This window comes from Stenotrophomonas sp. DR822 (genome assembly GCF_019793815.1).
Lineage (GTDB): Bacteria > Pseudomonadota > Gammaproteobacteria > Xanthomonadales > Xanthomonadaceae > Stenotrophomonas > Stenotrophomonas indicatrix.
In genome coordinates this window covers 823,751-835,671 of the sequence record NZ_CP081826.1, presented here as the reverse complement: position 1 = coordinate 835,671, position 11,921 = coordinate 823,751, and the positions used below count along the sequence as shown (strand labels likewise).

The 11,921-nt window shown below is 66.5% G+C and carries 11 protein-coding genes; 7 read left to right on the top strand and 4 right to left on the bottom strand.

What is annotated here, in order from left to right; genetic code table 11:
• Window position 1 precedes the first annotated feature (1 nt).
• The 3 genes from K5K93_RS03760 to K5K93_RS03750 form a co-directional block, all read right to left on the bottom strand.
• Window positions 2-316, bottom strand: coding sequence for a metalloregulator ArsR/SmtB family transcription factor (locus K5K93_RS03760; RefSeq protein ID WP_222389858.1), 315 nt, complete (start codon window positions 314-316; stop codon window positions 2-4).
• A 9-nt stretch (window positions 317-325) separates the two neighbouring features.
• Window positions 326-781, bottom strand: a complete 456-nt coding sequence (locus tag K5K93_RS03755; protein WP_032976137.1) for an SRPBCC domain-containing protein — start codon at window positions 779-781, stop codon at window positions 326-328.
• A gap of 201 nt (window positions 782-982) precedes the next feature.
• Window positions 983-1,438, bottom strand: a complete 456-nt coding sequence (locus K5K93_RS03750) for a MarR family winged helix-turn-helix transcriptional regulator (protein ID WP_222389854.1) — start codon at window positions 1,436-1,438, stop codon at window positions 983-985.
• Between the two features lie 82 nt (window positions 1,439-1,520).
• Here K5K93_RS03750 and K5K93_RS03745 point away from each other — a divergent pair, with 82 nt between their 5' ends.
• Together K5K93_RS03745 and K5K93_RS03740 are read left to right on the top strand one after the other, a co-directional pair.
• Window positions 1,521-2,615: an NAD(P)/FAD-dependent oxidoreductase gene (locus K5K93_RS03745; protein WP_222389851.1), complete on the top strand. Its 1,095-nt coding sequence runs from the start codon at window positions 1,521-1,523 to the stop codon at window positions 2,613-2,615.
• A 120-nt stretch (window positions 2,616-2,735) separates the two neighbouring features.
• Window positions 2,736-4,505: an oleate hydratase gene (locus tag K5K93_RS03740; protein WP_222389848.1), complete on the top strand. Its 1,770-nt coding sequence runs from the start codon at window positions 2,736-2,738 to the stop codon at window positions 4,503-4,505.
• A 93-nt stretch (window positions 4,506-4,598) separates the two neighbouring features.
• On the opposite strand, the gene K5K93_RS03735 is transcribed toward K5K93_RS03740, so the two are convergent.
• Window positions 4,599-5,600 (bottom strand): helix-turn-helix domain-containing protein, encoded by a 1,002-nt coding sequence (locus tag K5K93_RS03735; protein ID WP_222389847.1) that lies wholly within the window; start codon window positions 5,598-5,600, stop codon window positions 4,599-4,601.
• 248 nt (window positions 5,601-5,848) lie between these two features.
• Here K5K93_RS03735 and K5K93_RS03730 point away from each other — a divergent pair, with 248 nt between their 5' ends.
• The 5 genes from K5K93_RS03730 (at window position 5,849) to K5K93_RS03710 (ending at window position 11,921) form a co-directional block, all read left to right on the top strand.
• Complete coding sequence (locus tag K5K93_RS03730; RefSeq protein ID WP_222389845.1) at window positions 5,849-8,425, top strand: TonB-dependent receptor; 2,577 nt, start codon at window positions 5,849-5,851, stop codon at window positions 8,423-8,425.
• Window positions 8,426-8,476: 51 nt separating this feature from the next.
• Window positions 8,477-9,058, top strand: a complete 582-nt coding sequence (gene msuE / locus K5K93_RS03725) for an FMN reductase (RefSeq protein ID WP_093819753.1) — start codon at window positions 8,477-8,479, stop codon at window positions 9,056-9,058.
• A 148-nt stretch (window positions 9,059-9,206) separates the two neighbouring features.
• A complete protein-coding gene (locus tag K5K93_RS03720) occupies window positions 9,207-9,569 on the top strand; it encodes a DUF3088 family protein (protein ID WP_025874933.1) in 363 nt (120 codons plus the stop codon).
• 14 nt (window positions 9,570-9,583) lie between these two features.
• Window positions 9,584-10,561 (top strand): LLM class flavin-dependent oxidoreductase, encoded by a 978-nt coding sequence (locus tag K5K93_RS03715; RefSeq protein ID WP_222389843.1) that lies wholly within the window; start codon window positions 9,584-9,586, stop codon window positions 10,559-10,561.
• Between the two features lie 16 nt (window positions 10,562-10,577).
• On the top strand, window positions 10,578-11,921 hold the full coding sequence (locus K5K93_RS03710; protein ID WP_222389841.1) for an LLM class flavin-dependent oxidoreductase: 1,344 nt from the start codon (window positions 10,578-10,580) through the stop codon (window positions 11,919-11,921).

The following is an 11,921-nucleotide window of genomic DNA, read 5'->3' as shown; positions in this document are numbered from 1 at the left end:
GTCATTGTCCTTCCAGTTCCTGTTTGAGGTCATGCAGCAGGCTCAGGCGCTGCTGCTCGAACTTGCTTACCCAGCGCGTATAGACATCGTGCAGCGGCACCGGGTTGATGAAGTGCAGCTTCTCGCGGCCACGCCTGACGGCGCTGATCAGGTTGGCGTCTTCCAGCAGGCCCAGGTGCTGGGTAACCGATTGCCGGGCCATCAGCAGGTGCTCGCAGAGCTGCCCCAGCGTCTGCCCGTTGCGCTCGCACAGCAGGTCCAACAACGTGCGGCGCGTGGGGTCGGCCAGTGCCTTGAACACCTTGTCTGCATCCATGGGGTGCCTTCAATTCCAGTTGTCGATCTTGACGTCGTGCGGGCTGGGCTGGCCGCGCCCGGTTTCCAGCAGGGATTTCAGGCTCATCAGGAAGATGGCCCATTTGGTGCTGCAGTGGTGCATGAACTCCACGCGCTCCTTCCAGCCTTCATGGCTGAACAGCACGATGCAGTAGTCGCCGTCCTGGTGCAGGGCGAAACGCGCGGTGGTGCCGATCCATTCCGGTGGGCCGTCGATGAATTCCCACAGCACCCGCTCGTTCGGCTGCAGCTGCAGCAGCTTCATCTGCATGGCGCCGATTTCCTGGCCGTTGGCGGTGAAGCGGGCGGTGACGGTGCCGCCGGGGTGGCGATCGCCGGTGGTGTCCTCGGCCCACCAGGCGGCGATGCCTTCGGGGGTGGCCAGGGCTTGGTAGACCTGGGCTGATGGGGCGTTGATGCCGACTCTGTGAGCGATATCCACCATGACTGTGGCTCCACGGTGGGCGGCGGGGTGCCGTCCGTGGGGTCACAATAGGCAGGTAAATGCCTGCATGTCAACTGTGCGGACGTGGATTTTCAACCGGGGTAGTGCCGGCCGCTGGCCGGCAGCCTGGGGGAAGTGGGGGACTGCAGTTGCCGGCCAGCGGCCGGCACTACCGGGAGGCCGCGTGCGATTGGCGATGTTTCAGTTTTCCGCGTCCTGCAGTGCCGCATGCAGTTTGCCGGTGATCTGCTGCAGCGCGGCCAGGTCATCGGCTGAGAGATGGTCGAGGAAATTCCGGCGCACGCTGGCGACGTGTACCGGCCGTGCTGCGCTCAGCTGGGTGCGACCTTCTGCGGTCATGCGGATCACCACCACGTTGTCACTGTCGGTGTCGCGCTCGATCAGCCCACGGCCAGCCATGCGGGTGAGCTGGTGCGAGAGCCGGGTCTTGTCCCATTCCAGGTAGTCCTGCAGGTCGCGCTGGCGGCGGCAGCGGTCCTTGGCCTTGCTCAGTTCCATCAGCACGACGAAGTCGGCACTGGAAAGCCCGGTGCTGCGGGTGATGTCGTGGACGATGCGGCCGGAGGTGATCTCGGCCATGCGCCGGAAGCCGCGCCAGGCGGCCCACTCGTCAGGGGTGATGGTGGGTGAGGTCATGCGCTCAGGTTGCCCGTGGTTGGTTGACGTGTCAACTTGAACGTTCTACGGTTGATATATCAACCATCCAGCAGGTCGCCTCATGCCGCACCCTCCACGTATCGCCATCATCGGCGCGGGCCCCGCCGGCCTGACCGCGGCGCTCATCCTGCATCGCGGCGGCCATCGCGTGAGCGTGTACGAGGGGGAGTCGTCCGGGCAGCAGCGCACCCAGGGCGGCACACTGGACCTGCACGAGGATTCCGGCCAGGTGGCGTTGCAGCGCGCCGGTCTGCTGGAGGCGTTCCGGGCGGTAGCGCGCCATGAAGGCCAGGAGGCGCGGGTGGGGGATCCGTGGACCGGGGCGATTGCCGCAGGTGGGTTCGGGCCGGAGGGAAGCATGGACAAGCCGGAGATCGACCGCGGCGACCTGCGCCAGTTGCTGCTGGATGCGCTGCCGGCCGACGCGGTGCAGTGGGGTCACTGCTTGACCGAGCTGGCGCTTGCACAGGCAGGACCCCACAGCCTGCGCTTCGCCAATGGTGTACAGGCCGAGGCGGACATCGTGATTGGTGCCGATGGTGCGTGGTCGAGGGTGCGCGCTGCCTTGAGTGCGTGGCAGCCGCTGTCGACTGGTATTACCTTCTTCGAAGGATGGATCGCGCAGCCTGCGGCGGATATCGCGGCCATGGTGGGGCAGGGCAGCCTGTTCTGCTTTGGCGGTGAGGAGGCGCTGTTCGTGCAGCGCAACAGCGGTGATCGCCTCTGCGTGTATGCGGCGCTGAAGCGGCCTTCTGATTGGCTTGATGCGCAGATCGCGCAACAAGGCATGCGCGCGCTGGTGACCGGCAGCTACACCGGCTGGGCACCAAACCTGCGGCGGCTGCTGGAGGCGTGTAACGATTTCGTGCGGCGGCCGATCTACAGCCTGCCGGCGGATTTCCGTTGGACACCGCGCAACGGCGTGACGCTGATCGGCGATGCTGCCCATCTGATGCCGCCGGTGGGCGTGGGCGTGAACCTGGCGATGCTGGACGCGTCGGATGTGGCGATGGCGTTGTGCGCGCAGCCGGATGCGGTGAGTGCCATTCGCCACGCCGAGTCCATTGTGCGTGAGCGCGCCAGCGCGCTGATGCCGGACGCCATCGACGGGTTCCAGCGCTGGTTCACTACCGAGACGACGGCTGACGGCGGTTGAGGCCGCTGGAAACGCGGGGACAGCAAGCACCTGCGTCACTGCGTCGCAGTCTCTCTGCAGGATGCGGTACATCGGTTCGGCGCTAGAGTGGGGGCTACCCCATCCAGGAAGGAGACGCGCATGTACTACAGCAGTGGCAACTACGAGGCCTTCGCGCGCCCGCGCAAGCCGGCGGGCGTGGACAACAAGACGGCCTGGTTCGTGGGTTCGGGCCTGGCCTCGCTGGCCGGTGCGGCGTTCCTGGTGCGCGATGGGCGCATGCCCGGCGAGCGCATCACCATCCTGGAACAGCAGCAGATTGCCGGTGGCGCGCTGGATGGCCTGAAGGTGCCGGAGAAGGGTTTCGTGATCCGCGGCGGCCGCGAGATGGAAGACCACTTCGAGTGCCTGTGGGATCTGTTCCGTTCGATTCCGTCGCTGGAAATCGACGATGCCAGTGTGCTGGACGAGTTCTACTGGTTGAACAAGGACGACCCGAACTATTCGCTGCAGCGTGCCACGATCAATCGCGGCGAAGATGCGCATACCGATGGCTTGTTCACCCTGAGCGAGCAGGCGCAGAAGGACGTGGTCGCGCTGTTCCTGGCCACCCGGCAGGAGATGGAGAACAAGCGCATCAACGAGGTACTGGGCCGCGATTTCCTCGACAGCAATTTCTGGCTGTACTGGCGCACGATGTTCGCGTTCGAGGAGTGGCACTCGGCGCTGGAGATGAAGCTGTACCTGCATCGTTTCATCCACCATATCGGCGGGCTGCCGGATTTCTCGGCGCTGAAGTTCACCAAGTACAACCAGTACGAATCGCTGGTGCTGCCGCTGGTGAAGTGGCTGCAGGAGCGCGGCGTGCGGTTCCAGTACGGCACTGAAGTGACCGATGTGGACTTCGCGCTGCATGAGGGCCGCAAACAGGCCACCCGCATCCACTGGACGCGGGACGGCCAGGCCGGTGGCGTGGACCTGGGCGCGGACGATCTGGTGTTCATGACGATCGGCTCGCTGACCGAGAATTCCGACAACGGCGACCACCACACCGCCGCACGCTTGAATGAAGGCCCGGCACCGGCGTGGGACCTGTGGCGACGCATCGCGGCCAAGGATGCGGCGTTCGGGCGTCCGGATGTATTCGGTGCGCATATACCGGAAACCAAGTGGGAATCGGCGACGGTGACCACGCTGGACGCGCGCATTCCGGCGTACATCGAGAAGATTGCCAAGCGCGATCCGTTCAGCGGCAAGGTGGTGACCGGCGGCATCGTGAGCGTGCGTGACTCGCGCTGGCTGATGAGCTGGACGGTGAACCGCCAGCCGCACTTCAAGAACCAGCCGAAGGACCAGATCGTGGTGTGGGTGTATTCGCTGTTCGTGGATACGCCGGGCGATTACGTGAACAAGCCGATGCAGGACTGCACGGGCGAGGAGATCACCCGCGAATGGCTGTACCACCTGGGTGTGCCGGTGGAGGAGATCGACGCGCTGGCGGCGACCGGGGCGAAGACAGTGCCGGTGATGATGCCGTACATCACCGCGTTCTTCATGCCGCGCCAGGCCGGTGACCGCCCGGACGTGGTGCCGGAGGGTGCGGTGAACTTCGCCTTCATCGGCCAGTTTGCCGAATCGAAGCAGCGCGACTGCATCTTCACCACCGAGTATTCGGTGCGCACGCCGATGGAAGCGGTGTACACGCTGCTGGGCATCGAGCGCGGCGTGCCGGAGGTGTTCAATTCCACCTACGACGTGCGCACGCTGCTGGCAGCGACCGGGCGTCTTCGCGATGGCAAGGAACTGGACATTCCGGGGCCGGCGTTCCTGCGCAACCTGCTGATGAACAAGCTGGACAAGACCCAGATTGGTGGGCTGCTGCGCGAGTTCGGGCTGGTGCAGGACGATTGAGGTAGCGGGGCGCAGGTAGCGCCGGGTCATGCCCGGCGTCCCGCGCTGCAGTGGCCGCTTCGCTCGCCGGGCATGACCCGGCGCTACCGGGACTCAGCAACCCACCAGCCGGTCGGCGCTGAGGCCACTGCGGTGCTGGTTGCGGTATTCGATGGGGCTGGCGTCGACCATGCCGCGGAAGTGCCGGCGGAACGATTCCTGCGAACCGAACCCCGCCTGTTCGGCCACCCATTGCAGCGGGCGGTCGGTGGTTTCCAGCAGTTCGCGTGCGTAGGTCACGCGTTCGCGGATGAGCCAGTCGATGGGCGACAGGCCGGTGGCTTCCAGGAACTGCCGCTGCAGGGTGCGCTGGCTGAGTGCGGCCTGTTCGGCCAGGCTGCCCAACGAATGCGGCTCGCGCAGGTTGCGGCGCATCCATTCCATCAGTTTCGCCAGCCGCGTGGGCTCGCCCAGCGGGATCGCGCGGCTGACCCGCTGGCTGCGTTCGGCATCGCGCCAGGGCGCCAGCACCAGCCGTTCGGCCACCAGATTGGCCACGCGCGCGCCGTAATCCTTGCGCACCATGTGCAGCATCATGTCCATGCCGGTGGCCGAGCCGGCCGAGGTGATGATGCTGCCGGCGTCCACGTACAGCACATCGTCGCGCACGTGGATACGTGGAAATTCGCGGGCCAGCGTTTCGGTGAGGCGCCAGTGGGTGGTGGCCTGGCGGCCATCGAGCAAACCGGCCCAGGCGAGCACGAATGCACCGGAGCAGATGGACGTGATGCGTGCGCCGCGCGCATGGGCGCGGGTGAGGGCATCAAGCAACGCCTGCGGCGGGCGCTCGCTGGGTTCGCGCCAACCGGGAATGACGATGATGTCGGCGTCGTCGACGGCGCTCAGATCGTAGGGCAGCTGCACCTGTGCACTGCCGAGCATGCGCAGTGCACCGGGCTCGCCAGCGCAGAGCTGGGTGCGGTACCAGGCCACGCCCAGTTCAGGGCGGATGGGCGCGAACAGGCCGACCGCGCAGCCGAATTCGAACAGGCCCTGGCCGTGGCAGGCCACGATGGCGACGGTGGGCGCGGTCGGATCGGCAGGCAGGGTGGGCATGGCTTGATGCTACCGATGAAGGTGCCTGCGCCAGCGTGTCGTGGCGGCATGAGGTGATGCCCGTGCGGCATATGGCCGGTGGCCGGTTTTCGTTGGCGCCGGACGCGCGCACGTTGCTGCGTAAGGTCATTACCAGCAGTCATGTGGCTGGCGCGATGTGACGGTCACATGACGCGATATCCGCTGTTGCGTGTTGGGCGTGGGCTCTTGAATGGAGGCGTGTCTCCGGCCCACCCCCACGAGCCCCCATGCCTGCTGCCCACACTCCTGCGCTGTCCACGCTCTCCCTGCTGATTGCCGCCACGCTTGCCGCTGCCCCGGCGTACGCGGCTGAGGCCGATGCACCGTCGGCGACCACTGCCACTTCTGCGAACCTTGCCGCGTCCACGCTGGATGCGGTGGTGGTGACCGGTTCACGCACCAGCACGCGAACGGTGAAGAACAGCTCGACACCGATCGACGTTATCTCCGCCGAGGACCTGGCCGCGACCGGCCAGGCCAACCTGCTGGAAGCGCTGCAGCGCAGCCTGCCATCGTTGAGCCAGATCGGCGGTTACCAGAGCGACCAGGAAAGCCTGATCCGCGGTTACCAGCTGCGCAACCTGTCGCCGGGTTACACGCTGGTGCTGGTGAACGGCAAGCGCCGCAACGCCAGCGCGTATGTCAGTGGCGCCAACGGTGGCGGCTATCCCGGCCACGCCTGGGCCGATCTGGCGCTGATTCCGGTGTCGGCCATCGACCATGTGGAGGTGCTGCGCGACGGCGCTTCGGCCATCTATGGTTCGGACGCGATCACCGGAGTGATCAACGTGATCCTGAAATCGCAGGCGCACGGTGGCGATGTCTCGGTGGAGAGCGGGCAGAGCACCGACGGCGACGGCAGCCGCACCAGCGTGCGCGCCAACATCGGCCTGCCGTGGGGCGAGGACGGCTTCATCAACCTGTCCGGCGAGAGCACGCGCCAGCACCATGCGATCCGCACGCGGCGCTACATCGACGGCTACCTGAGTTATCCCGCCGTGGATGGCAACGGCAACCTGGTGGCGCTGCGTCCAAACAACCGCTTGCCGGCTGGAGCGACGCCGAACCCGGCCGAGGCCGGGCGCGATGCCGAGGCCAACATCATCCTCAGCTCGCCGTCGTATGCGCTGAAGGCCTTCGCGGTGAACGTGGGCCATGGCCTGGGCGAGAACGCCCAGTTCTACGCCAATGCGACCGCCAGCGACCGCACCGCGCAGGCGATCCAGAACTTCCGCCTGCCGGCAACGATCTTCACCACCTACAAGGCGCCGGGCGTGCTGAGCGTGTTTCCCGATGGCTTCCTGCCGGTGCTGGAAACCAAGGAGAAGCAGTACACCGGCACGGCTGGGGTGAAGGGCCAGGTTGCGGGCTGGGACTACGACTTCAGCCTGACCGGCAACCGCAACACGGTGCGCACCTACACCCGCAATTCGGTGAACTACTCGCTGCCATACCCCGGCTCGCCGACCGACTTCTATGACGGCAAGCTGGATTACCAGCAGGGCATCGCCAACCTTGATCTGCGTCGCGGCTTCGAGGTGGCGGCTTTCGCATCGCCGCTGGAAGTGAGTGCCGGTGCCGAGTACCAGCACGAACAATACGAACGCGGGGCAGGGCAGTGGGAGTCGTACACCGGTTTTGGTGCGGCTGCCTTCGTCGGCTATTCGACCGCCGATGCGGTGAAGGCCACCCGCAACAGCAAGGCGGTGTACGCCGGTGCAGCCACCAACATCACCTCGCGCTGGTACCTGGATGCCGCTGCGCGTTGGGAAGACCACTCGGACTTCGGCACGGTGTCGACCGGTCGGTTGACCACGCGCTTCGACTTCACCGATGCGCTGGGCGTACGTGCCACGGTCAGCAATGGCTTCCACGCGCCGAGCCTGGGCGCGCAGTTCTACCAGGCCACCGGCAGCTGCCCGTGCGGTACCACGCTGGTGGCGCAGGTCGCTTCGCCGGCGGCAGTGGCGCTGGGCGCTACGCCGCTGAAGCCGGAGAAGGCCACCAACTACAGCCTCGGCGTGACCTGGGACCCGAGCCCGGCCTTCCATCTGGCGGTGGATGCGTACCAGATCGACATCCGTGGCCAGCTGGGCCAGTCCAGCCAGATCGGCTACAACGCGCAGGACCCGGCGCGGGTGACCGACAACAGTGGCACCGTGCTGACCGCCGCGCAGAAGAACACCATCGATGCGCTGCTGGGCACGGCCGGCATCAGCATCCTGCCCGGTGATGCGTTCTATGCCAGCTACTTCACCAACGTGGGCGACACCCGCACGCGCGGCGTGGAGCTGACGCTGGAAGCGAACCAGGAAACGCAGTGGGGCAAGCTGCGCTGGAGCTACGCAGCCAACGTGGGCCGCACCACCATCCAGAAGGTGAGCGCGATTCCGCAGGCGTTGCAGGGGCTGCCGAACATCAACCTGCTGACCAAGTCGAGCGAGTACGCGCTGCGCTTCCGCACGCCGTCGTACACGCAGGTGGCGGGGCTGGGTTGGCAGAACGGGCGCTGGCGTTCGAACGTGGACTTCACCTACTACGGCCCGATCAAGCGCCTGAACAACGGCGTGGAGTACAAGCAGCCGCCGGTGCTGGTGACCAACCTGTCCGGTGGCGTGGAGCTGGGCGCGGGCTGGAGCGCGGCGCTGGGCATCAACAACGTGTTCGACAAGCGCACCCGCAGGGTGCCCGCGTACGCACGCAGCGCCACCGATGTGGCCAGCATCGAGACCACCTGGGACAGCGGTGATGTGCTGAGCAACGTCGGGACGTTCTGGTACGGGCGCGTCAATTACCGGTTCTGAGGTTCATGTGAAACGTCGCCGGGCATGGCCCGGCGCTACCGAGGAGGGGTCATGTCTTCTGCATTGAAGGTGGTTGCATTGGTGGGGTCGCCGACCAGTTCGGCGACGTCGCGCACGTTGCTGCTGGTGCGGCATCTGCTGGAAGAACTGCGTGAGCGGATCAACATCAGCGTGGAGCTGGTCGAGCTGGCGCCGATCGCGCGCTCGCTGGGGCAGGCGCTGCAGCGCAGTGAAGTGGAGCCGCAGGTGGAGCGCGCGCTGGCTACGATTGAATCGGCGCAGCTGCTGGTGGCGGCCGCGCCGGTGTATCGCGGGTCCTATCCGGGCCTGTTCAAGCACCTGATCGACTTCATCGGGCTGGACGCGCTGGTGGATACGCCAGTGCTGCTGGCGGCTACTGGTGGGAGCGAGCGCCACGCGCTGGTGATCGATCATCAGCTGCGTCCACTCTTCAGCTTCCTGCAGGCGCATACGTTGCCGATCGGGGTGTATGCCACGCCAGCCGACTTCGACGGCGACCGGATCAACAGCGCTGCACTGCAGGCGCGCATCCAGCTGGCGGCCGAGCGCGCGGCTGGCCACCTGACGCCGCTGGCGGCATCCGCAGCACCGCCACTGCGACGGATTGCCTAGCGCCGCGCCATGACCTTATTGCCAACCTGCATCTGCATGGCCGGATCCGACCGTGGATTGTCGAGTTCCGGCGCTGGCATCGGGCCGTCCTTCTCTAGCATCGATATCGAAGCGGCAGTGCATTGCCGGCCCCTACGAGGACGATTCCGTGGCTGTAGACGCAACCCACAAACCCATCCTGTTCCTGCTGGACCGCGAGTTCGAAGACGGCCAGCTGCCCGGCCAACGCTTCTTCTGCCGGCACAGCCTGCTGCTGGAAGGTGCGCTGTCGAGCATCGAGGGCCTGGACGCACAGCTGGATGTGCGCCGCATCGGCTTCAGCCGGCCGCGCCGCGAGGTGATCGCCGAGATCGGTGAGCAGGATCAGTCGCTGCCGAAGCTGGTGCTGCCGCAGGGCGTGGTCAACGAGCACGCCAGTGGCGAGTACCAGCAACGCCAGTATATCTCCGGTGCCGAGCCGATCCTGGCGGCACTGAATGGCCTGCTCGGCATTCCCGTGGCCCATCCCTGAGCGAGGACGTGACGATGAGCTACCTCACCAGCGTGTTGGACAAGAGCCCGGTGGCCGACGGCAGCACGCCCGAACAAGCGCTGCGCAACAGCCTGCAGTTGGCGCAGCGCGCCGAGCAACTGGGTTACCACCGCTACTGGTTTGCCGAACACCATGCCGCGCCGACGCTGGCCAGCCCGGCACCGGAAGTGCTGGCGGCGTGGGTGCTGGCGCAGACCCGGCGCATCCGCATCGGCAGTGGCGGGGTGATGCTGCGCCACTACGCCCCCTACAAGGTGGCCGAGAATTTCAATCTGCTGGCCGCCCTTGCGCCCGGACGCGTGGATCTGGGCGTGGGCAAGGCGCCGGGTGGTCTGCCGGCATCGACTGCCGCACTGGCCGCCGGTCGCCCGGCATTCGCCGATTTCGACCAGCAGCTGCGCGACCTGGAAGGCTATCTGTCCGATGCGCAGGCAGACGCTCAGGCGCGACCGATTCCGCAGACGCCGCCGGAGCGCTTCCTGCTGGGCGCGAGTCCACAGAGTGCGCGGCAGGCCGCAGAGCTCGGCTGGCGCTTCGTCTACGCCGCGCACTTCGATGGCGACCCGAAGCACATCGAGGCCGCCTTCCAGGCCTATCGCGCGGTATCCACGCATGCACCGCTGCTGGCGACCGTGGCCTTCGCCGCGCCCACCAGCGAGGCCGCCGCTCGTCACATTGGCGCGTTGCGGGTCTACAAGCTGCACCTCGCCCCAGGGCAGACGGTGAACCTGCCCAGTCCCGAGGCCGCTGCCGAATACGCGCGGCAGGTGGGGGTTGCTGATTTCCGCATCGAAGAGACACGCCCCAGCGTGCTCTCTGGCGATGCGCAGCATGTACGCAGCGAACTGGATGCGCTGCACCGCCGCTTCGGCGTCGGTGAATTCATCCTCGACGCGCCGGTGGCCGACCTCGACGCACGCCTGACGTCCCTTGAACTGCTGTCGCCCGCGCCCCGCGCGGCGGTGGCCTGACTGCTGGAGCCACCCCATGAGCACGACCCCGCGTCCCATCCCCTTCGGCATCATGCTGCAGGGCCCCGGCAGCCACATGCATGCGTGGAAGCACCCGTCCAACGTGCCCGATGCCAGCGTCAACCTGGGCTACTACATCGACATCGCGCGTACCGCCGAGGACAACGGCATTGCCTTCGGCTTCGTTGCCGACGGGCTGTACATCAACGAGAAGTCGATCCCGCATTTCCTCAACCGCTTCGAGCCGATCTCGCTGCTGTCGGCGCTGGCGACGGCGACGAAGAAGATCGGCCTGGCCGGCACGCTCTCCACCTCGTACAGCGATCCGTTCACCGTGGCGCGCCAGTTCGCCTCGCTGGATCTGCTCAGCGGTGGCCGTGCAGGGTGGAACGTGGTGACCTCGCCGCTGGAAGGCTCGGGCCGCAATTACGGGCGTCCGCATCCGGAACACGCGCTGCGTTACCAGATTGCCGACGAATACCTGGAGGTGGTGCAGGGCCTGTGGGATTCGTGGGATGACGATGCGTTCGTGCGTGACCGCGACAGCGGCACGTTCTTCGCGCCGGAGAAGTTCCGCCGCCTCGACCACAAGGGCCGCTTCTTCCAGGTGGAAGGCCCACTCAACATCCAGCGCTCGCCGCAGGGGCAGCCGGTGATCTTCCAGGCCGGTTCGTCCGACGATGGCATTGCGTTGGCTGGCAAGTACGCCGATGCGGTGTTCACCCACGCGCCGTCGCTGGAGGAGACCCGTACGTTCACCCAGAAGGTGAAGAACTCGGCGATCGCCCATGGCCGCAGCGCCGGTGACGTCAAGATCTTCCCGGGCATCGGCCCGATCGTCGGCCGCACGGCGGAAGACGCCGAGGCCAAGTACCAGGCGATTGCCGCGCTGGCCGGGCTGGACGATGCCCTGGCGTATCTCGGCCGCTTCTTCGACCACCATGATTTCGGCCAGTACGACCCGGATGCACCGTTCCCGGAGCTGGGTGACATCGGCGCCAATTCCTTCCGTTCCACCACCGACCGCATCAAGCAGGATGCGCGCGAGCAGGGCCTGAGCCTGCGCCAGGTGGCACTGCAGGCGGTGAGCCCGCGGCCGAACTTCATCGGCACGCCGGAGCATGTGGCCGACGAACTGATCCGCTGGTTCGACGCCGGTGCAAGCGATGGCTTCATCCTCGGCTTCGCGGCGCAGCGCGAAGGCCTGGACGATTTCGTGAGCCACGTGCTGCCGATCCTGCAGGCGCGCGGCTACCACCAGCGCGAGCTGGAGGGACAGACCCTGCGCGAGCATCTGGGCCTGCCGTACAAGGCCAGCCGCCATGCAAGCGACGCCGAACCGGCGCGGAAGGCGGGGTAG

What these genes read in the sequence shown, in the direction of transcription:
- K5K93_RS03755 (WP_032976137.1), bottom strand. Translation starts at nt 781, where the DNA reads ATGGTGGATATCGCTCACAGAGTCGGCATCAACGCCCCATCAGCCCAG.
- msuE (WP_093819753.1), top strand. Translation starts at nt 8,477, where the DNA reads ATGTCTTCTGCATTGAAGGTGGTTGCATTGGTGGGGTCGCCGACCAGT.
- K5K93_RS03730 (WP_222389845.1), top strand. Translation starts at nt 5,849, where the DNA reads ATGCCTGCTGCCCACACTCCTGCGCTGTCCACGCTCTCCCTGCTGATT.
- K5K93_RS03745 (WP_222389851.1), top strand. Translation starts at nt 1,521, where the DNA reads ATGCCGCACCCTCCACGTATCGCCATCATCGGCGCGGGCCCCGCCGGC.
- K5K93_RS03750 (WP_222389854.1), bottom strand. Translation starts at nt 1,438, where the DNA reads ATGACCTCACCCACCATCACCCCTGACGAGTGGGCCGCCTGGCGCGGC.
- K5K93_RS03735 (WP_222389847.1), bottom strand. Translation starts at nt 5,600, where the DNA reads ATGCCCACCCTGCCTGCCGATCCGACCGCGCCCACCGTCGCCATCGTG.
- K5K93_RS03710 (WP_222389841.1), top strand. Translation starts at nt 10,578, where the DNA reads ATGAGCACGACCCCGCGTCCCATCCCCTTCGGCATCATGCTGCAGGGC.
- K5K93_RS03760 (WP_222389858.1), bottom strand. Translation starts at nt 316, where the DNA reads ATGGATGCAGACAAGGTGTTCAAGGCACTGGCCGACCCCACGCGCCGC.
- K5K93_RS03715 (WP_222389843.1), top strand. Translation starts at nt 9,584, where the DNA reads ATGAGCTACCTCACCAGCGTGTTGGACAAGAGCCCGGTGGCCGACGGC.
- K5K93_RS03740 (WP_222389848.1), top strand. Translation starts at nt 2,736, where the DNA reads ATGTACTACAGCAGTGGCAACTACGAGGCCTTCGCGCGCCCGCGCAAG.